This is a genomic window from Sphingopyxis sp. GW821-FHT10B01, assembly GCF_059415685.1.
On sequence record NZ_JBWKNS010000001.1, the window covers coordinates 36,058 to 55,821 of the forward strand.

A 19,764-nucleotide genomic window follows, 5' to 3' on the forward strand; every position below is an offset into this window, starting at 1 on the left:
AAGATGGCCGACTGGAGATAGTCGGCTTCCAAATTCAAATGCCGGATAGTTGACGTTGGTTATTACCTTTATCGTTAGGTTTGCGCATACCCCTTAGCTCGTGCTGATACTAACGTCTGGCACCGTATAGGCGCGCTCGCTCCGCCTCATATTCGGCATAGCTGTCCTTCATGATCGCCTGATTGAGCAGCATCGTTGCAAGCAACTGGTATTCGCCAGGACGGTAGACGCGCGTCCTGATCCACAGGCTTTCGGTGCGGCGGCTGCCGCTGATCGCGACGACCTCGCTCTCGATCTCATACGCTTCGCCGACGAACAACGGGCCCTCGTGCAACCGGATTTCCTGATCGGCAAACAGGCCAACGACCGGACCGCGGCGATAAAAAGTGCCGCTACTTTCCCATGCGTGATTGAGCAGGACGCTGATCATCTCGACCGGGATGATAGCGCGGCCAGCTGGTGACGATTTCGCATCGTAAAAGGGCGATGGCTCTGTGATCACATCGAGTTTCTGCCGAAGCGTGAACGGATAGAGATGCCCCATATGCTGGTCGAGTCCCATCGCAACCTTGCGGCGCGGCGTCCGCGTCCCGATTTCGACGCCTTCGAGGATGACCGGCTGCTCCAGCGCCGACAGCGAAGCGAGGCGGATATCGAGAGCGCTTGCAGGATGATCCGGGCCGATCGAGCAGGACCCGCGCAGCACCTCGACGCCGTCGGCTTTCTCCATCCGGATTTCGGCAATCGCCTGCCCCGGCTCGACGCGCGCCATGTGCGCCCGCACCTCTTCGCCTTCATAGACGGGCGCGCGATAATGTGCCGAGATGCACCCCGCCTCGAGCCAGCGCTCGCCCCATGCGGCGACCGCGAGCGGGGCGAACTGGCTAAAATGCGTCGGTCCTTCGATGGTGCCGCCCTTAAAGCCGAGCTTCTGCGCGGTTTCATCATCGTGGATCGACGTATGATGGTCATAGGACTGGTCGGCGAGCATCTGGCGCGGCGCGCGCCACGGGCCGGCGAAGCCTTCGCTGTCTTCATTCACAATCGTGTCGGGAAAGGCCGCGGACGGGCCTGCGGTTTGGTCGGTCGTCATCTGTATTTCCTTGCTGCCGGCCTCTGTCCGAAAAAGACAGGGGCGCGGAGGCCGGCCCCGCGCCCCTGCGAGTGCCCGGCTTTCATGACCGAAGATGGTCGGTCAGAAACTTTGCGGTCATGTCGAGAGCGGTGCGGCTTTCGGGGCTGCCGCGTTGTGCGGGATGCGCTTGGAAGGCGTGCGGCATGCCTTCGTAGAGATCGAGGACCGCTTCCTGCCCCGCGTCTACCAAGGCGCGATAAAGACGCACGAAATTGCTGAGGAATATTTCACGTGTGCCGCCCTGAATCAGTGTCGGCGGGAATCCCGGCGCAAAATCGGCGTAGACCGGCGAGACGAGCGGATCGCGATGCCGCTCGCGGTCGGCGTAGGCGAGCGCCGCATTGGCGAGATGCAGGTCGTAGCGATAGCTGGTGTCGGCGTCCGCCAGCGTCGCATAGCTGTCCCCCACGTCAGCGATATCCGACCATGGCGACCAAAGCACGAGCGCCGCGGGCGGCTTCAGCCCGCGATCGCGCATCCGCAGGGCCGCCGCAACCGCCAACGCCCCGCCCGCGGAATCGCCATAGATGGCAACCGGGCCGCGCGTTTCACGATAGAGACCCTCGATCACCGAAACGACTTCATCAATCGCGACCGGCCAGCGCGCCGCGGGCGCCAGCGTATAGTCGACCGCGATCACCTGCATGCCAGTCCGCTCAACGATGGGCAGCGCCGAAGTCAGCCGCGCCCGCGCGCTGAACAATGTGTAGGCGCCGCCGTGGACATAGACGATCGCGCCGCGCGCCGGCGTCTTTGTCGCCGGGTGCATCTCGATCACCGGCACGTCGCCGAGCACCCGGTCGATAACATGCCCACCGAAGCCTTTCAGCGCCTCGGCCGTCGCGATCAGCATCGGCGCATCGACCGCCGCCCGGGTTCGCGCCCAGCCTGCAAGATCGCCCGGCGCAGGGGTGGCTGGCGTCAGCGCGGGGTCGGGCGCTGCGGCAAAATAGGCCCGCCAAGGCGCCGACACGGTTTCGGGAGGCTTGGGCATGACGATCCTCAGTACCGGACGCCCAGCGCGAGGCCGAAGCGGCGCGGTTCGAGCGTGAAGATGTTCGTGAACAGCCCCGATGAAGCGTCGGAGACGAACTGTCCCGTCATCGCGTCATTGCCGAGCAGGTTCTGGACGAACGCGCGCGCGAACCAGCGATCGTCGGGGCCGTTGAGCTGCACCTGGGCATTCAGGACATCGTAGCTCGGCACGCGGTCGATCGCCCGGTTGAATACGCGCGAATAGGCGTCGCCGGTCAGCGCATAATCGACGCGGAACACAGCATTCATGCCGCCCTTGCCCAAATCCGCGGTATATTGGGCGCCAAGCGCGACCTTGTACTTGGGCGAGTTGGGCAGCTGGTTTCCGGTCAGATCGACCGGCACGCCGTCGATCAGCTTCGCGCCCGCAACATTGGGGTCCAACTGGATCGGCAGCGGTCCCGGCCCCACGCCCAGCAGGGCACTGAGCGCGGTCGACGGGCTCGCCGCCGCCGCCGCGAGCGCCGCGCACATCGAGAAAGCGCCGGTGGTCCCCGTGCCGGGGACGGCGACCGGCGCGCGCAGGCCTAGTCCCGAATTCACCGCGGTGACGAAGGCGTTCGCAAGCGCGCCATTGCCCGCAGCGGTCGGCGCCACGACGCAGTTCGCGCCGCCCGCCAGATCCTTGATAATCACCGAATCGGGCCGTCCACCGCTCGGGTCGCGCGGGTCGATCAGTTGCAGCTTGCCGACCTTGCTGTGCAGATAGCTGGCGGTGACATTGAATTGCAGCGCCGACGTCGGCGCCAGCACGAACTCGCCCTCGACGCCATAAACCTTCGCATCGACATTGTCGTTGAACACCGACCGCGCAATCAGGCGGCTGATCTGGAGCCCCTTGTAGTCGTAATAGAAGGCCGAGAGATTGGCCCGCAGCTGGCCGCCGAGGAAGGTGTTTTTGGTGCCGATCTCGAGCGCGTTCAGCATCTCTGGCCGGTACAGCGCGGGGGCGGTCACGACGCTGGGGTCGAAGGCGGGGTTGATGCCGCCCGATTTATAGCCGCGCGAGAAGGACGCATAGACGAGCGTCTTGTCGCTGAAGCTGGTATCGGGAGTCCAGTCGAGCACGACGCGGCCGGTCGCCTTGCCGAAGGTCGCCTGAGTCTCGCGGAACTGCTGCTTGCCGACGATGGCCGCGTCGGCGTCATAGTTCGCGGCATTCGGCGCCCCGAAAGCGTCGACGGTGTCATAAGGAATGGTGAAATTGAACAGCATCGCGCGGTCGCGGACGAACTTCTGGTCGTGCGAATAGCGCAGTCCGCCGGTCAGCTTCAGCCTGTCGGAGATATCGAAATATCCTTCACCGAACAGGCCATAGGATTTCAGTCGGTAGAGATTGGTTTCGATGTTAGCGAACGGTGACGCGGTCGCCCCCTGCCCGCCGGTTTGGATCGCGCCGACGACGGCGGTGCCATAGTCGAGCCCCGACGAGGCGACGAAATAATCGACGTCGGCCTTGTTATCGACATAGATGCCACCGACGAGGAAATTGAACGGGCCGTCAAAATCGGAATCGAGGTGCGCCTCGACCGAATATTGGCGGTTCTTCGCGCGCGAATTGTCATATTCGGCACCCTGCGGCGAGCAGCTGTTGATATTGCCGTTGATATAGCCGGTATAGCTGCGATCGACCTCCGACACGCAGAGATTATTGCCCTGGAACAGATGCGACACCGCCTTGGCGAAGAGCGGGGTCGGGAAATTGCGCAGCGCGAAGATGCCCGATCCGGGGCCCGTCGCGGGCGCATTCTGGACCGCAAGATTATAGTCGGTGCGCGAGCTCACCGAATTGCGGGTATAGCCGCCCGTCAGATTGAGCGACACCGGTCCGAAATTGTGCGCGAGCTTGCCCATCAGTTGCAGCTCGCTGGCACGGTAGGTTGGTTCGAAATCGATATTGACCGTGCGCATGTCCGCCGGATTGACGACACCCGCGAAGCTGTCGGCGCCGTATACGCTGCCGAGGCCGACCGATGCGACGGCGGGGCTGCCGCTGACGATCCGGAAAAATTCGCTCGACGACAGCGTCGTGCCGAGCGTTGCATTGTTGTTGACGGTCTCGTTGGCAAGCCGGTCGGGCAAACAGCCGAGCACGCCGGTGGGATCACGATGACAGAGCTGTTTCTGGATGCGCGAGCGGTTCGAATCTTCCTTGAAATAATAGCCCATGAAATCGAGCGTCGTATCGGAGGTGGGCTGCCAGCGCAGCGAACCCCGCACCGCGAACTGGTCGCGCCCGTCGATCCGGTTTCCGGTGTAGAGATTCTTCGTATAGCCGTCGCGCTTCAGGTATGTACCAGCGACGCGAACGCCGAGCGTGTCGGTGAGCGGCAGGTTGACCATGGCCTCCGCGCGGCGCGTGTCGTAATTGCCATATTGGAGTGTCGCCGACGCCACGATCCCCGACAGGTTCGGCTTGGCGGTGACGAAGTTGATCACGCCGCCCGTCGCGTTGCGACCGAACAGCGTACCTTGCGGACCGCGAAGCACCTCGACGCGTTCGAGGTCGAAATAATCGGTTTCGAACAGGCGCGTCGTCACCAGCGGCATTTCGTTGACCGCGATCCCGATCGAGGTATCGCCGCTGGTCGCGATCGCCGCATCGCCGATTCCGCGGATCGTGAAGTTCGAGCTGGCGAAATTGCTCTTGGTGAAGGTGACACTCGGGATCGAGAGTTGCAGGTCCGAGGTTGAGCGGATCTGCTGCCGTTCCATTGCTTCCGAATCAAAGGCGGTAATCGCGATCGGGACGTTCTGGATGCTTTCGGATTTGCGCTGCGCGGTGACGACGATGTCGCCGCCGGTGGCGCCATCCTCCGCTGCGGCCGGGGCGGATTGCTCTGCTTGCCGGGCCTCCGCCGCATGACAGATGGCGAACGACGATGCTCCTGTCGCCAGAATGAAGGCGAGCCGGCCGAATTGACGCATTGGTTTTCCCTCCCATGTGCCGACGGCTTGCTTGCGCCGGCTTCGTTGATCTTTCATGCTGCGGCCCTGGTTGAGCCCGCATCCCGTCGCGACTGTTGCACGGTGCCCGCCGGATAACTGTTCTCGGGGAGACATTTGGGGATGAACGTGCGTGCGGAACTGGAAGCGGTGCTGGGCACCGGGGCGTGGTTCAGGGCGCTCCCCCCCGATGTTCGCGCCGACGTCCTGGCCGCGGGGACGGTCCGGACCGTCGCGCCCGGCAAATATCTTTACGAGGAAGAGGATGAACCGAGCGGGCTGCACGCCGTCATTACCGGCATTCTTCATGTCATCGGGCTGTCGCCCGACGGCAATGCGGTCACGCTGGGCATCATCCGGCCGGGCGACTGGACCGGTTTCCTAAGCTGCATCGACGCGCTGCCGCATGCCTATTCCGGAATCGCACGCGAGCGGACGCAGGTCCTTTCGCTTCGTCCCGCCGACGTGACGCGAATCTTCGAGCGCGATGTCCCGACCTTCCGGCTGCTGATCGCGCCCGATCTCGCGATCCGCCGCAAACTCGGGCGCTATATCGTCGACGATGTCGGCCTGCCGCTGGCGCAGCGCGTCGCGGCGCGGCTCGGAGATCTCGGCCGGTCGCCCTATGAATATCCGGTCGGGCCCGTCGCACCGCTCCGCAACATCAGCCAGGAGGAACTGGCAATGTCGGTCGTCGCCACCCGTCCGCGGATTAACGAGATCCTGCGCGATTTCGCCGCCAGAGGCCTGATCGAGTTGGGGTATGGCCGGATAACGGTGGTCAACCCGGTCGAGCTCGACCGCTTCGCCCGCGATGGCTGAACGGCAATTGTTCCCCCGATGACATATGCCGTACGGCTTCGCTGCTAGCGCCCTGTGATCAACTATATCGAGAGGGAGCCCATGCCATGATCCGAGCCGCCATTTTCGCGATGACCCTGTCGGCGCTTTCCGTGACATCAGCGGCGGCAAACCCGGCAGCGCCCCTGCCCGCCGTGAGCAGCGCTGATTTTGCGGCCCGGCCCGTCACGCTGTCCAACGGCGCTCGCGGCGAGATCGTGGCCTTCGAAAGCCGGTCGCCCACCGACTGGGCGCCGGCGCTGCGCGGCGAGGTTGGCCCGGCGGTACGTCTCAACGCCCAGCTGTTCCGCCCCGCCGGCGCGAGACGCCAGACCGCCGCCGTCATCATGGTGCCCGGCAGCGGCAACCTCGGGACGCATCATCTGGCCGAGGCTTCAGAGCTGGTTTCCAAGGGATTGACCGTCCTCCTGATCGACCCGTTCAAAGGGCGCGGCATCGCGGACACGATCGCCGATCAGGGGCGGCTGACATGGGCCGCGAGTGCTTACGACGTTCTCGCCGCGACCAAATATCTGCGCACCCGCAGCAACATCGACCCGGCGCGGATCGGGGCGCTCGGCGGCAGCCGCGGCGGCACCGCAGTGATGATGGCGGTCGCCGGCCCTTTCTCCGACGCAATTCTCGGCAAGGGCAAAGGACTGCGCGCGGCCGTAGCGGGCTATCCATGGTGCGGTACCCAGTTCCGCAGCGCGCGGCTCGCGACCGGCGCATCATTGCTCGTCCTCCAGGGCGACCGCGACGACTGGGTCTCGGTCCAGCAGTGCCAGGACGCCGTCCATGCAATGATCGTGGCGCGCCAGAACGCCGCGATGAAGATCGTCGCCGGCGCCGCGCACGCATTCGACCGCGCCGACGTGCCGCCGATCCGGATCGCCGAGGCCGTGACCTCCACCATCTTTCCGACCGTCTATATGGACGACGGGGGCGTCTATTACGACTTGCGCACCGGCGAGGCGAACTCGGCGCTGACACCTAGGGATTTCACCGACTATGCGGTGTCGGGCGGCTTCGTGCGCAAGGGTGTGACCATCGGCAGCCGACCCGGCGACGCCGAGATCTTCGTAAGTGAGATGAGCGACTTCCTGACGAGGGCGCTGCGTTGAATTTTCCGCCGCGACAAGGCTGGTTGGAAGCGCCGAGCCGCCCGGAAGCGGACAGACAATCGAATCCGGCCGCTTCGTGGAACGCGCACGATGACCTGCCCGCGCACTCCAGCGATCGGTTTTGCATAGCGACGGCATCCGCGGCAGCGGTGCCCCGGCTCCGATCTATTGGGTGCTGATTTTACAGGGCTCTGCGCTTATGACCGTATAGCGTTCGGCACGTGCCATACAGGCATTGCTGAAAGTTTTGCGCTGGCGTCCTTTCACCGCACAGACCGGCGCATACTCCTGCGTGCAGACCTTCGGCCTCTCAGGGCGCGGGCGGTCCGGTCCCGGCATGTTTTCCATGCATCCGGTTGCGACAAATATCGTGGCAAGGCCAATAGCAACTATTGCAGAACGCTTCATGTCGGTTCCCCTTCAATCCGGCGGTGCCGCCCTTCGGGATGATGATCGGCAACCGCCACGGTTGCAAGTCGTAACGCGCGCATAGCAGGTGTGCATCGCGTCGACGCGTTTCACCGAGGCAGGCTGACAAGACCATTTGTTATCGCCCACGCCCGGAAATTTTCCGGCTCGATTGATGGAAGCTAAACAATTATTTCTGTACAGCCCGAGCCGATTTGGCCGATTGCCGTCTGTCGGCTTTTGGGTGTGCCCCCGCAAAAGCAGCCCCTAGCGACCCGGATTGGAATTCGCGATGGCCAGTGTTGGAAAGCTCAGCAAATCCTGACGTACCACCCACGCCGCGAGGTCTGCCGTCGCTTGATCATCCACCTGCTCCTCCAAGATCAGCGTGCGGTAGAAGAGTGAAGCAGCGGCGAGCTCGAGGATCGCGCGGGCCGAAACGCCCTCGGGCACTTCGCCGCGCGCTATCGCGCGTGAAATGATCACGCCGCTTACCGCAAATCTCTCGGCCCAGAAAGTCGCCCGCGCCTTTGCAACCGGACCATCGTTACGGGGGCCTGTCGTCAATATGTGAAACACGCTGCGCATGACGGGATCCCCCAAAACCCGGGCGATGCTCGTGAGAAGCTCAGCCAGATCCCCTTGCAGTGATCCCGTATCGGGCGTCGGCACTTTCGTCTGCATCTCGCCGAGCATCATGTCGAGCAACAGCTCAGTTTTCGTCGGCCAGCGCCGGTAGACAGTCGTGCGGTTTACCCCGGCGCGTAATGCAATGTCCGGTATCTCGATCGCATCATAGCCACGCTCGGCCAGCAGTTCGAACGTCGCTTTCCTGATCGCCGCGACAACCGCCGCCGCACGGCCGCCCGGTCGCGCACGCGGCACGCTTGTGTCGAAAGCCGTTGATTTCGTTTCCTGCTCACTCACTCGCGCCATAGCTCTTGCCTTCGATCATTAAAGCAACTATAGTTGCTATATAGCATAAAGGCGGCAGGAGCGACAGGAAAATGGGGATCGATCTGGAAATCTTCATCGAAGGGAAGCCTGTCTCGCAGGAGCGCGTGACGGTATGGGAGCATCGGAGCGCGTTGAAAGCACTTCGCAAGCTCGGCGGTGGTCCTGCCAGCCAGGATATCGCCGGGCTTCGCGAGCAATTGGTCGCACGCAAACAAGAATTCGGCCATTCCGGAATCCGCAAGCTTCTCGCCCGCGAACTCGCCGTGTCCGACGCGCTGGCACGCTTCGTTGCGTGGCTGTCGCGCGGCCGTCGCCGTTACAGCGTCATCGAGATACTCTCGCCCACCGGAACGGCCGAGACCTTTGTGCAATGGTTCGAGGAAGCGGCCCGACTTAACCGCGAAGATATGATGATCTCGGCGCTGCCGGAGCACTATCTGATCGCGACCGACGCTTCCGGTCGTCAAGAGGTCATCGAGACCAATGGCGGCGCTCCCCTGCCCGCCCGTTTCTTCGTCGACTATGCCGATCTCTCAAGCCTCCGGTCGAAACCGGACCCCGCCTACCCCGTCCAGGTGGCCGGCGTCGCGCGAGCCCCGAACGGCGCGGCGATCGGCGGCGTGCGGCACCAGTTCCGGAATGAAGGCGGGGGCTTTCGCGCGAAGCTGACGGTGGAATTCCCTTCGCTCATCCTGCCGTCGGTCATCAGCGGCCACCGCTGGCATCTCGCCTGCGAATTCTCCAACTGGATCCGCGCCGCAGTCGCTGAGACACAGGAATAGCAACGCTGAAAACTAAGGCGCGCGCATCGCCGATTCGAGTGATTTCGATATGACGTCCAGCGCATCAAGGTCGCTCGCACCGCCGCTCAGCGCCGCAAACACGGCATCGCCGACTACGCGTTCAAAATAAGTATAACCGGGAAGCTGGGGTCGATGCCATCCGACCAGCGCATGGTCGTGCGCAAGCTTCTCGACCAGCCGGAGGATAGGCGACCCTGCCCGGGTGCCGGGTTCGGCGGCCGCCAGAAACCGCGGTGCAAGCGGATAGCCGCTCTGCGATCCCGACGTGATGCCGACATCTTCCGCAAGACGCTCGAGGAGGGCGATCGCCTTGGTTTGCCTTGCCTCGGGTATATTGGCCGGAACCGCCAGATAGAAGCCGCCGAGCGGACCCACCGGCCTGCCGCGAGCGACGGGCGGCGCATGATATTCGACACGCCTTTTCACGACCGACTGGACGTCATGCTCCATGCGGACAGCCCGCATCGACCAGCCATAGGCAATGGCGGCGCGCCCCGAATTGAAGAGATCGAGATTGGCATCCCATGCCCGCTCGAGTTGCCCGGGAGGCGAAACCTCCAGCAGCCGGTGCATGTAGGACAGCGTCTCCTGTGCCGCCGGCGACCGCAGTCGCGTCACCAATTGCTCCGCCTCGTCCCGCCCCGCATCGGGAGGACCAGCGAAAGCACCGAGAAAAATCAGGAAGCTCGAAGCCAGCGGCATGCCGCGCGCAGCATCCCAGACGATGCCATATTGATCGTCGGCAGGCCGGTGCAGCCGGCGTGCGAGCGCCAGGAGATCGTCGGGCGTGCGCGGCGTCCGGACGCCCTGCTCCTCGCGCAAATCCCGGCGCAAGGCGGCGATATAGGACGTGGCATAGATCGGGATCGCATAGCGCCGGCCATCCCAGCATCCGCGGCCGAGCAGGACCGGATGCACCTGCCGTAGATTTTCTCTGAACGCCTCGGAAACCTCCTCAAGCGGGAGAAGCAGCCCCTGCGATGCGAGCTCGGCCAGCCAGGGCGCGTTGAGCGCAACGATGTCGTAGCTCGACACGGCGCGCGCCGCGTTCGTGACGATTTCGGCGCGCAGGTCGGGAAGCGGCCGGAGATCGAAATCGCGCGTCGAAGCGAGATTGACGCGAAGGTCCGACCACGCTCCGCGCAACGCTTGGAAATAATTATCATCGCTGACGAGAAAGCGGATCGGAGCGGATTGTCGCGGCTTGACTGGCGCTATCGGCGCCCCGCCAAAGTAGAAATCGGCCTCGGCCTCGCCGCTTTCGCGCATGCCGATGACCCGCGCCAACAGCGATTTGACCTCGCCGGCATAGTCCCGAAACCCCGCCAAAAGATGCTCGGCCGGATGCAATGTGTGCCGTTTCCCGTTTCGGCCGACAGGTCGGCGTACGATATGCCCCTGTTCTGTCATCTTGGCGATCAGACGCATCGCGGTTGCGTGGGGAACGCCCGACGCCTGCGCGAGCGACGAGATGGTCATGGGCTGCCCACGTATCTCGTGAGTCACGAGTTGGAGCGTCACATTCCATATTGGGCTGTCGTCGGCGACCGGCAGAAGGCGCGGTAACGGCGCTCGCGTTTCGGCGAGAAAGTCGATCAGCCGAAGGAGTTCATGGTCATTCACACGGTAAGGCCGGCGGCACGCTCGCATTGTTCGAGCAGCATGAAAAAGTCGCGCGCGCCATGACCCTGAGCGTGCGCCGCTTCATATTGCTGCCGGATGAGCGCGGTGAGCGCCATCGGAACATGGTCGGTCTTCGCCGAATCGAGCGCGAGATCGATATCCTTCATCATCTGCGAAACGGCGAAAGCCGGCGTAAAATCGCGCTGGACAAGCATATTGCGCTTATAGCCGATAACCGGCGATCCCACCACGCTCTCCCCGATGACATCCAGCATTGTTGCGACCGAAAGCCCGCCCTTCTCGCCGAAGGTCAGACCTTCGGCAACCAGCGCCGCGGTGCCGGCGAGCATCAGGTTGAGCACGAGCTTCAGATAGCGGGCCTCCTCGGACGCGCCGACCAGAAACTGGCGGATCGAGAAGCAGGACAGGACAGGCAGCACGGCCTGATAGTCCGCCGCGCTCCCTGACGCGAGAACGGTCAGCTTTCCATCCATCGCCGTGACCGTGCTGCCCGACACGGGCGCACGCAGATAGCCCGCTCCGGCCGAGCCGAGCGCTGCCGCGACCTTCGCCGACAATGCGGGAGATATGGTGCTCATCTCGATCACCAGCTTCGTCGCATCAAGCGCGTCAAGAATGCCGTCGTCGCCAAAAACGACACGCTCAAGTGCATGATCGTTGGGAATGGTGAGGAAAATCAGGTCGCTCGCCCGCACCAGCTCGGCGAGGCTCGTGGCCCGTTGTCCGCCTTCGGCAACCAGCGTGTCGATTTCGGCAGGCGACGGATCAAGCGCGGTCACTGGATAGCCACCGCGCAGCACGCGCAGGCTCATCGGAGCGCCCATCTTGCCGATGCCGATCCACCCTACGCGCTGCGGCCGATCCGTCATCCTCATTTCCCTCCTATCGTTGGTGCGAACGATGGAGACCCTTCCCGGCCGCTCAAAGGAAGGCGTGAAATGTCCAAACTGGACATCTCGTCCGCTGCCCGCCCGATGGCGACGGGATAATCTTGGCGAACAGACGACAACCGATCAGGAGAGGCTCTTGTTCTTCATCATCCATGCGCTCGATTATCCCGGCGGCCCCGAACGGCGGCTCGCCCATTATGATGCGCACAAGACCTATCTTGCCGGCGCGGCCATGAAGACGCTCGTCTCGGGGCCGCTGCTTGCCGACGATGGCGAGACGATGATCGGATCCTGCTTCCTCGTCGAGGCCGGATCCAAGGCGGAAGTCGAAGCCTTCAACGCGGCCGACCCCTTCAACGTCGCGAACATCTGGGAACGGATCGAGATTCACCCCTTCAGCAAGCGGGTCGACAATCGGTGACCATCAAGGCGCCATTCGTCTTCACGACGCTCCCCGCCCGGATCGTCTTCGGCGCGGGGGTGGCGTCAAGGCTTCCGGCGGAAATAGACGCGCTCGGCGTCCGCCGCCTGCTGCTGCTTTCTACCGAAGTTCAGCGCGATGGCGCCGAAGCGGTCGCGGCCATGCTCGGGAACCGCGTCGCGGGGATCTTCGACGGCGCGGTCATGCACACGCCCACCGATATCACCGAACGGGCGGTGGCGATATATGGAGAGCTGGAGGCGGATGCCGTGCTTGCCATCGGCGGCGGCAGCACCACCGGCCTTGCCAAAGCGATTGCGCTTCGAACCGGAGCGCCCCAGATCGCGCTGCCCACAACCTACGCGGGCTCCGAGGTAACGCCGGTTCTCGGTCAAACCGAAAATGGTCTCAAGACGACGATCCGCGAACCGCGGCTGCTTCCGGGCCTCGTGCTCTACGACCCCGAACTCAGTCTGAGCCTGCCGGTCGCGATGAGCGTCACCAGCGGGCTGAACGCGATGGCGCATGCGATCGAAGGGCTCTACGCTGCCGACGCCAACTTCGTCTCCTCGGCGATGGCCGAGGAGGGCATCCGCGCGCTCCATCGCGCCTTGCCGGCGATTGTCCGAAACCCGCAGGATCTCGCAGCGCGAACCGACGCGCTTTACGGGAGTTGGCTTTGCGGAAGCGTGCTCGGCGCGGTCGGCATGTCGCTGCATCACAAGCTTTGCCATACGCTGGGGGGCAGTTTCGGCCTGCCGCACGCCGAGACCCACGCCGTCATATTGCCCCATGCAGTGGCGTTCAACGCAGCCGCCGCGGCGCGCGAACTGGCGCCGCTCGTTTCCATTTTCGGCGAGGATTTCGCGGCCGGTCTCTGGTCCTTCTCGGACTCGCTGGGCGCCCCGACCTCGCTTCGCGCGCTCGGTCTCGATGAGGATGACCTCGACCGGGCCGGCGAACTCGCGACCGCCAATCCCTATGCCAACCCGCGCGCCGTCGAGCGCACGGCGCTCCGCGGCCTGCTCCAGCGGGCCTGGGCAGGCGACCGCCCCCGATCCACCCGGAGCGAGCGATGACCAGCCGCTTTACCGAGCATAATTCCGTCGACGCGGTAAACAACCGTATCGCACCGGAGACCGACGCCCGGCTACGCCAGGTCATGGCCTCGGCGGTGCGGCACCTCCACGCCTTCATCAGGGACGTCGAGCTGACACCCGGCGAATGGGCGACCGCGATCGATTTCCTGACCAGGACCGGCCAGATCTGCTCGATCGAGCGGCAGGAGTTCATCCTGCTCAGCGACGCGCTCGGCGTGTCGATGCTCGTCGATGCCATCACCAATCGCCGCCCCGAAGGCGCGACCGAGACGACCGTTCTCGGCCCGTTTCATGTCGTGGGGGCGCCGCGACGAGCAATGGGCGAGAGCATTTCGCTCGATGGCGGCGGCGAAGCCTGCCGCTACCGAGGCCGTGTTCTCGACCTCGCAGGACATCCGATAGCCGGAGCGACGCTCGACATCTGGTCCGACAATGCCGAGGGCTTCTATGACGTCCAGCAACCCGACACGCAGCCCCGATGGAACAATCGCGGACTGTTCGTCACCGGCATCGATGGTGGCTTCGAGTTTCTCGGGATCAAACCCGTCCCCTACCCCATTCCGCACGACGGGCCGGTGGGCGAAATGCTCGCGGCGCTCGGGCGTCATCCCTGGCGCCCTGCCCACCTCCACATGATCGTTTCGGCGCCCGGCTTCAAAACCCTCACGACGCATATCTTCGCAGCAGGCGATCCCTATCTCGAGTCCGACGCGGTCTTCGGCGTCAAGGACAGCCTGATCGTCCGGTTCGAGCCTGCGGGCGAAGCGGACGTGCCCTGGCGCGTCGAGAAGGATCTCGTCCTATCTCGCCTGTGACCCGCGGCCCCTCTGGCTGCCCCTCTCCATGTTCAGTCGAAGGATAGCAAAATGAAGACAGTCAGCGCGGCGCTCGTCGGCCTTGGATGGTGGGGCCGGAAGATGGCGGAACTGCTCCTTGAACAGGCTGGAACGCTCCGGATTGCCGCCATAGTCGAGCCCGACCTTGCCGGTGCCGAACCCTTCGCGAAGGCGCATGGCATTCCGCTTCATGCGACGATGGACGCGGTTCTGGCCAACGAAGCGATCGACGCCGTTATCCTTGCAACGCCGCACGAACTCCACGCGGCGCAAATCGAAGCGGCCGCGGCGGCGGGCAAGCATATCTTCTGCGAAAAGCCGCTGGCGCTGACCCGCGAAGGCGCGGTGCGGGCGGTCGGACTGTGCGAAGCGGCCGGGCTCGTCCTCGGCATGGGTCATGAGCGCCGCTTCGAGCCGCCGATCGCCGACATCCTGCGCGCTGCAGCCGACGGCGAGCTTGGCCGTCTGCTGCAGATCGAGGCGAATTTCAGCCATGACAAATTTCTGGGGCTCGACAGTGCGAACTGGCGCCTCGACCCCAAGCAGGCGCCGGCGGGGGGTATGACCGCGACGGGTATTCATCTCACCGACCTCGCGGTCAGGCTGATGGGTCCTGCCGCGAGCGTCAGCGCGACCAGCGAAAATCTGGTCTCGGAGCTTCCGTCGGGCGACACCATGAGCGCCTATGTCCGCTTCGCCCGTGGGGGCACCGCCTATATATCCGCAACACTCGCGACGCCGTTTGTTTCGCGTTTCGCGGTCTACGGGAGCAAGGGCTGGGTTGAGGTGCGCGATCGCGCGCATGTCGAAGCGCCGGACGGGTGGGTCGTCATCAAGGGCGTTACGGGCCAACCGATCGAGACGGTTACCGTCGGCAAGGCCGAACCGGTGCGCGACAATCTGGACGCCTTCGCTCGCGCCATACTCGGCGAAGCCCCCTATCCGATCACCGGGCAGGAAATGATCGACAATATTGCGCTTCTCGAAGCGATCATTACATCTATCGGCAGCGGCCAGCCTCACGCCGTCCAAGGCGGAAAAGTGCCGGACCGAAGCGCATAGTCGACCGGCCCACCTTCCCTCTCCGTCCGTTCCTTCACTGGACCCCGATTGGGCAAGTCAGCGCAGTCGGCAGAGCGGGGCCGTTCACACTGGAGTCCGGATCGGCAACGCGGAACGAATGATCCGCGACACCATCGAGCGCCCTTCGCAAAAAACGCGACCGACGTCTTCGGGTCTCCGCAATGAAAAGGCCGGGTGGAATGGGTCCACCCGGCCTACTTCCTTGTTGTAGCCGATCACCAAGTTATCAGAAATTGACCTTGAGGGTCACCTCGAAGGCCCGGGGCTCGCCCGGCATTCCGAAGGTCAGCTGATTATAATAGTTGGCCGACCCCGAGGCGAGATATTGCTCGTTGAAGAGGTTGCTCACATAGCCGCTGAGTTCCCAAGGACCCGACTTGTAGGACGCGTTCAGGCCGACCGTCTGGTAGGGCTTCGTCTCGAAAAGCTGGACGGGCAGTCCGGCTGTCGGAGGCACGATATAGTCATTGGCATAGCGGCTGCTGAAGTAGAGGCTGGTGCCGAGATTGAGTTCGCTGCCATCGCCAAACTCATGCCCGTACCGCAACCCGATGTTGCCCGAGTTTTTTGGGGAGCGGAGGATCGGCAGGCCACTGAGATCCTCACGCGCCGATGTCGCCCCGGCGAGTACGAAATTGGTGATCTTGGCGTCATTATAGGTGTAGCCGAAGGTCAGCTTCAGACCGTCGGCTACGATCAGCTCGCCGTCGAGATCGAGCCCGAAGGAGCGCGCGCCCGCGGCATTGGCGGTGGTGTTGAACACCGCCGGAGGATTGCCGATCGCCTGGTTTCGGCCGACCTGAAGATCATGATATTTGTTGTAGAACAGCGCCGCGTTGGTGCGAAGGTGACCGTCGAACAGCGTGGCCTTGGTCCCGATTTCAAAGGCGTCGACATATTCGGGATCATAGGGCAGAGACGCGATCGCGACCGAATTGCCGTTGTTAAGACCGCCCGGCCGCGTACCGCGGGCATAGCGCACATAGACGAGCGCATCGGAATTGATCTTGTAGGACGCCGAAACATTGCCTTCGTAGGTGTTGAAGGCAACATCGCGGGTGAACGGTCCGAACACATTGACAACGTTACCGGCTCGCGTGGTCCAGACGACCTGATTGGTCTGCTCGATCTTGTCGCGACCGAAGCGAAGACCGCCCGAGATGCTGAATTGATCGCTGATATCATAGTCGAGATCGAAATAGCCGGCATAGGAGTGCAGCGTCTGGTCGCTGGGCTGATATTGCCTGGTAAGACCCGAGATATAGCCTGACGCCCCCGGTCCAAAGACGATGCTCTGACCGATGAAGCCCTTGGTCCGGAGATAGTAGAGGCCGACGAGATAGCGGAGCCGATCGCCCCCTGCGAGCCGCAGTTCCTGATTGAAGCGTTTCCCGTTGCCGGGATATTGGAACTCGACTACCGGATATTGGCTCATATCCACATCATTCTGCCCGTCCTGGCTATATTTGGACAGGGCCGTCGTCGAGGTCAGGGTTCCGATCGGCGTCCGCCAGTCAACCTGGAGGACATAGCTGTTGTCGCGAAGCTTGCCATAGGGCTTGCTCGTGAAGCGCGTGTCCCAAAAGTCCTTGCCGAAGAACAGCGGCTTGGCCGTATAATCCCAGGCGTTGGCTCCCGATGACGGGGCAAAGGGAACCTGGGTATTGGGCGGATCGGCATAGGTGTAGGCGGCGCCCAGCGTGGGTTCGTCGCGCGTAAACTCGGCCGTCAGGCTGACATCGAGATCGGGCGTTGGCGACCAGAGCAGCTTGCCGCGTACGAAGGTGCGGTCATAGCCCAGACCGCGCCAGTCGGTGACCGGGTCGTGCAGGAAGCCGTCGCGTTTGTCGCGCGAGATGACGAGGCGGGCGAGCAGCGTGTCGCTGACCAGCGGCCCGGACAGGATCAGGCGGCCATGCCACAGCATTTCATCGCCGGCCGAGCTGCCGCCAATGCCGATCTCCGCCGACCCTTCAAAGTCGGAGGTGGGATTCTTGGTCACGAAGTTGATCGCGCCGGCCATGGTTGCGCGTCCGTAGAGAGTACTCTGCGGTCCCTTGGCAACTTCCACGCGCTCGAGATCAATCGCGCCCTTCGAAAGCTGGCTTCCGCCCAGATTGACCCCATCCTGGAACACGCCGACAGTCGATCCCGCGCCAAGACGGTTGCCCGAGCCGCGCAGCGAGATCACGCTGAGGCCGGGGCCGAAATTCTTGAAGATCAGCCCGGGAACCATCGACTGAATGTCGGTGAGCCGCTGCGCACCGGTCTCGGCAAGCTGGTCCGCGGTGACGGCAACGACGGTGGCGGGCACATCCTGGAGCGATTCCGCACGGCGCCGGGCCGTTACGACGATGTCTTCGATTTGCGTTTCCGATTGGGCGGCAGGTTCCGCTGCCTCGGCCTGTGCGTGCGCCGCGGGCGGAGCGCCGAGCAGCGCTCCATAAGCGCAGCAAGCGAACAACGCCCCCCGATAGCTTCTCATGCGATTGAAATCAGACAATATATCCTCCTCTTTCTTCTTATTCCGGCCTGTTCAGACCGTTGGTTTTGATGTGTTTCGTGGGGTTTTGCGTGCATCTGCGGCGCGAGGCCTTTCCCGCTTCGGCGACAGTTCGACCGGGCAAATATGTGAGCGGCCCTTGTCATGCGCGACGGAATGCCGAACGGGCGATGGCTGCGAACGGGATGCTCTCAGCCATCCCAGCCACGGTTGTGATGCGGGAGCGTCCAGCGCGCTATTTTCTGCGGCGCCGTCTTTGGAGCCCCAAGCGCCGGGCAGGACAGGCCGTAGGCCTTGCCCGCCGTGCCGAACCAGATGATGTTGCGATCCCATTCGACCACGACATTCTCGCCCTGGCCGCGATACCAACTGCGATAATTCTCGATGTCGCCGGTCTGCGGAGGTACGAAATAGGCGATCTCGCGCGGGTTGGTCGGATCGGCGATATCGAGGACGCGAATCCCCGCATTGAAGGATGCGATCACGAGGATGTCGGGTCGCGCCTTGCCGGGGGCGACGAAGGTCTGGCTGTTGTGGTGGCCGGTACGACCGCGCGCGAGGCAGAAATCGCTATAGGGTGCGTCCACGGGCGCGGCGGGCTTGGGCAGATAGCTCACGATCCGTGGCTTCGCCGGGTCTGCAACATCGACGATGCAACTCAGCGCGGGGCTCTCGCGGCAGTCGGGATCGAGCGGCTCGCAAAGTCCGACGACCTTGTTGCGAAGTTGCGGAAAACGGGCATCTGCGATCAACGGTAGACAAGTATGGAAGGGAATGGTGCCGAGACCCTGATGATCCGAGCGTACCCGGCCCACGGCCCGCGGGTTGCGGATGTCCGACAGGTCGAAGACGACCATGCCGAAATGGCCGAAACCGCCATAGCCCCAGCGTCCCCCCTCCTCGACGCGCATCGGCACGCTCGGGCCGCCGTGCGACTGCGACCAGGCCGCATGGCTTCCGGCCCACCATTGCTGCTCATATTCGGCTTGCTCGGCGAGGAGGCTGCCGGGGATGTGCCAGCGCGACACTTCCTTGACGTTCGCCGGGTCGGAGAGGTCGACGACCATCATGCCCGAGCCGCTGAGCGATGCGGCATTTTCGCTCCGCAGCTCGTCGCCCCAGCCGGCGTCGAGATAGGCGTAGCGGCCGCCGTCGTAGAAATTCATGTGGGTGCCATAGGCGCCGTCGCCGACGCTAAACTCGCCAAGCAATTTGGCGTTCAACGGATCGGTGACGTCTCGGACGCGGATGCCCCGCAGCGATTTGCTCGCACGCACGCGCTCGGCGACGTCATGTTGATATTTTCCCAGCGGGGCGTTCGGCATGGGGTCGGAAAAGGGTTGGGTTGCCGCCTCAATCGACAGCCACTTTTTGAGCTTCTCATTATAAGCGATCGAGGAAAGCCCGGTGATATAGTCGGTCTTGATGTGAACCGGGTTGCGGGCGTCGGTGACATCGACCCACCCGCCGAACCAGCAGTTGATCATCCGCCGGTGACCCTTGGCCCACATCGTCATCAATGGTTCGCCGCCCGACATGAAGGGCGCATCGACTTCGGCGATCACCTCCATATTCTGGATGTACAAACGCTTGTCGAGATAGGGCAGCGATCCGAGCGGCCGCGGTAGCGGTAGATGTCCGCTTTCCGGCGATACGCCCGTGACCTGTGCCATCGCACGCCCACCGCCGAGCACGGCCGCCGCCCCGAGAAAGCCGGTCATGACGCTGCGGCGATCAAGCGCGGCGCTCGGGTCTTGTCGATCCATCTTGCTTCCCTCTCCCGTGCGGAGCGCGGGCCGGGGCCGCTACGCTCACACCGTCTCTTCGGACTTGAGGCCAGCATATTGGGGCCGCGCGCCCGAACGAGAGGCAAGATGTCCAATTCGGACAATCGAACTTTCGGCAATGAGGACGACGGCCTCAATGACCACCGACCTCCAGGCCTGCGAGCCTTTTCCACCGCGCAAAAACCGGCAGGCGCCGTACGGGATTCCCTGGCGGCGGGCTCGACAAGCGATTGGCCGGCGGCGCGTTGGCGC

16 protein-coding genes are annotated in these 19,764 nt (G+C 63.6%); 7 read left to right on the forward strand and 9 right to left on the reverse strand.

Annotation, left to right across the window (positions count from 1 at the left end):
- Positions 1-109: 109 nt before the first annotated feature.
- From AC07NV_RS00120 to AC07NV_RS00130, 3 genes are all read right to left on the reverse strand, one after another.
- Entirely contained in the window at positions 110-1,093 is a 984-nt protein-coding gene (locus tag AC07NV_RS00120; protein ID WP_495164312.1) for a hypothetical protein, read from the reverse strand.
- An 82-nt stretch (positions 1,094-1,175) separates the two neighbouring features.
- On the reverse strand, positions 1,176-2,129 hold the full coding sequence (locus AC07NV_RS00125; protein ID WP_495164313.1) for an alpha/beta hydrolase fold domain-containing protein: 954 nt from the start codon (positions 2,127-2,129) through the stop codon (positions 1,176-1,178).
- Between the two features lie 8 nt (positions 2,130-2,137).
- Complete coding sequence (locus tag AC07NV_RS00130; RefSeq protein WP_495164314.1) at positions 2,138-5,098, reverse strand: TonB-dependent receptor; 2,961 nt, start codon at positions 5,096-5,098, stop codon at positions 2,138-2,140.
- Between the two features lie 141 nt (positions 5,099-5,239).
- Here AC07NV_RS00130 and AC07NV_RS00135 point away from each other — a divergent pair, with 141 nt between their 5' ends.
- Both AC07NV_RS00135 and AC07NV_RS00140 read left to right on the forward strand, forming a co-directional pair.
- Positions 5,240-5,938 (forward strand): Crp/Fnr family transcriptional regulator, encoded by a 699-nt coding sequence (locus tag AC07NV_RS00135; protein ID WP_495164315.1) that lies wholly within the window; start codon positions 5,240-5,242, stop codon positions 5,936-5,938.
- An 86-nt stretch (positions 5,939-6,024) separates the two neighbouring features.
- The gene (locus AC07NV_RS00140) at positions 6,025-7,080 is read left to right on the forward strand and encodes a dienelactone hydrolase family protein (protein ID WP_495164316.1); all 1,056 of its coding nucleotides are present in this window, start codon (positions 6,025-6,027) and stop codon (positions 7,078-7,080) included.
- Between the two features lie 165 nt (positions 7,081-7,245).
- On the opposite strand, the gene AC07NV_RS00145 is transcribed toward AC07NV_RS00140, so the two are convergent.
- Together AC07NV_RS00145 and AC07NV_RS00150 are read right to left on the reverse strand one after the other, a co-directional pair.
- Complete coding sequence (locus AC07NV_RS00145; protein WP_495164317.1) at positions 7,246-7,488, reverse strand: hypothetical protein; 243 nt, start codon at positions 7,486-7,488, stop codon at positions 7,246-7,248.
- A 267-nt stretch (positions 7,489-7,755) separates the two neighbouring features.
- The gene (locus tag AC07NV_RS00150) at positions 7,756-8,415 is read right to left on the reverse strand and encodes a TetR/AcrR family transcriptional regulator (RefSeq protein WP_495164318.1); all 660 of its coding nucleotides are present in this window, start codon (positions 8,413-8,415) and stop codon (positions 7,756-7,758) included.
- Between the two features lie 80 nt (positions 8,416-8,495).
- On the opposite strand from AC07NV_RS00150, the gene AC07NV_RS00155 reads away from it, so the two are divergent.
- Positions 8,496-9,227: a hypothetical protein gene (locus tag AC07NV_RS00155; RefSeq protein WP_495164319.1), complete on the forward strand. Its 732-nt coding sequence runs from the start codon at positions 8,496-8,498 to the stop codon at positions 9,225-9,227.
- Between the two features lie 12 nt (positions 9,228-9,239).
- Here the strand turns inward: AC07NV_RS00155 and AC07NV_RS00160 are convergent, their stop codons facing one another.
- Both AC07NV_RS00160 and AC07NV_RS00165 read right to left on the reverse strand, forming a co-directional pair.
- Positions 9,240-10,871, reverse strand: a complete 1,632-nt coding sequence (locus AC07NV_RS00160; protein ID WP_495164320.1) for an extracellular solute-binding protein — start codon at positions 10,869-10,871, stop codon at positions 9,240-9,242.
- Positions 10,868-11,761, reverse strand: coding sequence for an NAD(P)-dependent oxidoreductase (locus tag AC07NV_RS00165; protein WP_495164321.1), 894 nt, complete (start codon positions 11,759-11,761; stop codon positions 10,868-10,870). Before AC07NV_RS00165 ends, AC07NV_RS00160 begins: the two co-directional genes overlap by 4 nt.
- Before the next feature lie 157 nt (positions 11,762-11,918).
- On the opposite strand from AC07NV_RS00165, the gene AC07NV_RS00170 reads away from it, so the two are divergent.
- From AC07NV_RS00170 to AC07NV_RS00185, 4 genes are read left to right on the forward strand one after another with little or no spacing between them, the layout of a single operon-like run.
- The gene (locus AC07NV_RS00170) at positions 11,919-12,203 is read left to right on the forward strand and encodes a YciI family protein (RefSeq protein WP_495164322.1); all 285 of its coding nucleotides are present in this window, start codon (positions 11,919-11,921) and stop codon (positions 12,201-12,203) included.
- A complete protein-coding gene (locus tag AC07NV_RS00175) occupies positions 12,200-13,282 on the forward strand; it encodes a maleylacetate reductase (RefSeq protein WP_495164323.1) in 1,083 nt (360 codons plus the stop codon). Before AC07NV_RS00170 ends, AC07NV_RS00175 begins: the two co-directional genes overlap by 4 nt.
- Positions 13,279-14,118 carry an intradiol ring-cleavage dioxygenase gene (locus AC07NV_RS00180; protein ID WP_495164324.1) on the forward strand — a complete coding sequence of 280 codons (840 nt, stop codon included), beginning with the start codon at positions 13,279-13,281 and terminating at the stop codon, positions 14,116-14,118. Before AC07NV_RS00175 ends, AC07NV_RS00180 begins: the two co-directional genes overlap by 4 nt.
- 51 nt (positions 14,119-14,169) lie before the next feature.
- Positions 14,170-15,201: a Gfo/Idh/MocA family protein gene (locus AC07NV_RS00185; protein WP_495164325.1), complete on the forward strand. Its 1,032-nt coding sequence runs from the start codon at positions 14,170-14,172 to the stop codon at positions 15,199-15,201.
- 247 nt (positions 15,202-15,448) lie between these two features.
- On the opposite strand, the gene AC07NV_RS00190 is transcribed toward AC07NV_RS00185, so the two are convergent.
- Both AC07NV_RS00190 and AC07NV_RS00195 read right to left on the reverse strand, forming a co-directional pair.
- Positions 15,449-17,707, reverse strand: coding sequence for a TonB-dependent receptor (locus AC07NV_RS00190; protein WP_495164326.1), 2,259 nt, complete (start codon positions 17,705-17,707; stop codon positions 15,449-15,451).
- Positions 17,708-17,916: 209 nt separating this feature from the next.
- Positions 17,917-19,491, reverse strand: a complete 1,575-nt coding sequence (locus AC07NV_RS00195; protein WP_495164327.1) for an LVIVD repeat-containing protein — start codon at positions 19,489-19,491, stop codon at positions 17,917-17,919.
- Between the last annotated feature and the right edge of the window lie 273 nt (positions 19,492-19,764).

What these genes read in the sequence shown, in the direction of transcription:
- AC07NV_RS00120 (WP_495164312.1), bottom strand. Translation starts at nt 1,093, where the DNA reads ATGACGACCGACCAAACCGCAGGCCCGTCCGCGGCCTTTCCCGACACG.
- AC07NV_RS00125 (WP_495164313.1), bottom strand. Translation starts at nt 2,129, where the DNA reads ATGCCCAAGCCTCCCGAAACCGTGTCGGCGCCTTGGCGGGCCTATTTT.
- AC07NV_RS00130 (WP_495164314.1), bottom strand. Translation starts at nt 5,098, where the DNA reads ATGCGTCAATTCGGCCGGCTCGCCTTCATTCTGGCGACAGGAGCATCG.
- AC07NV_RS00135 (WP_495164315.1), top strand. Translation starts at nt 5,240, where the DNA reads ATGAACGTGCGTGCGGAACTGGAAGCGGTGCTGGGCACCGGGGCGTGG.
- AC07NV_RS00140 (WP_495164316.1), top strand. Translation starts at nt 6,025, where the DNA reads ATGATCCGAGCCGCCATTTTCGCGATGACCCTGTCGGCGCTTTCCGTG.
- AC07NV_RS00145 (WP_495164317.1), bottom strand. Translation starts at nt 7,488, where the DNA reads ATGAAGCGTTCTGCAATAGTTGCTATTGGCCTTGCCACGATATTTGTC.
- AC07NV_RS00155 (WP_495164319.1), top strand. Translation starts at nt 8,496, where the DNA reads ATGGGGATCGATCTGGAAATCTTCATCGAAGGGAAGCCTGTCTCGCAG.
- AC07NV_RS00165 (WP_495164321.1), bottom strand. Translation starts at nt 11,761, where the DNA reads ATGACGGATCGGCCGCAGCGCGTAGGGTGGATCGGCATCGGCAAGATG.
- AC07NV_RS00180 (WP_495164324.1), top strand. Translation starts at nt 13,279, where the DNA reads ATGACCAGCCGCTTTACCGAGCATAATTCCGTCGACGCGGTAAACAAC.
- AC07NV_RS00185 (WP_495164325.1), top strand. Translation starts at nt 14,170, where the DNA reads ATGAAGACAGTCAGCGCGGCGCTCGTCGGCCTTGGATGGTGGGGCCGG.
- AC07NV_RS00190 (WP_495164326.1), bottom strand. Translation starts at nt 17,707, where the DNA reads ATGAGAAGCTATCGGGGGGCGTTGTTCGCTTGCTGCGCTTATGGAGCG.
- AC07NV_RS00195 (WP_495164327.1), bottom strand. Translation starts at nt 19,491, where the DNA reads ATGGATCGACAAGACCCGAGCGCCGCGCTTGATCGCCGCAGCGTCATG.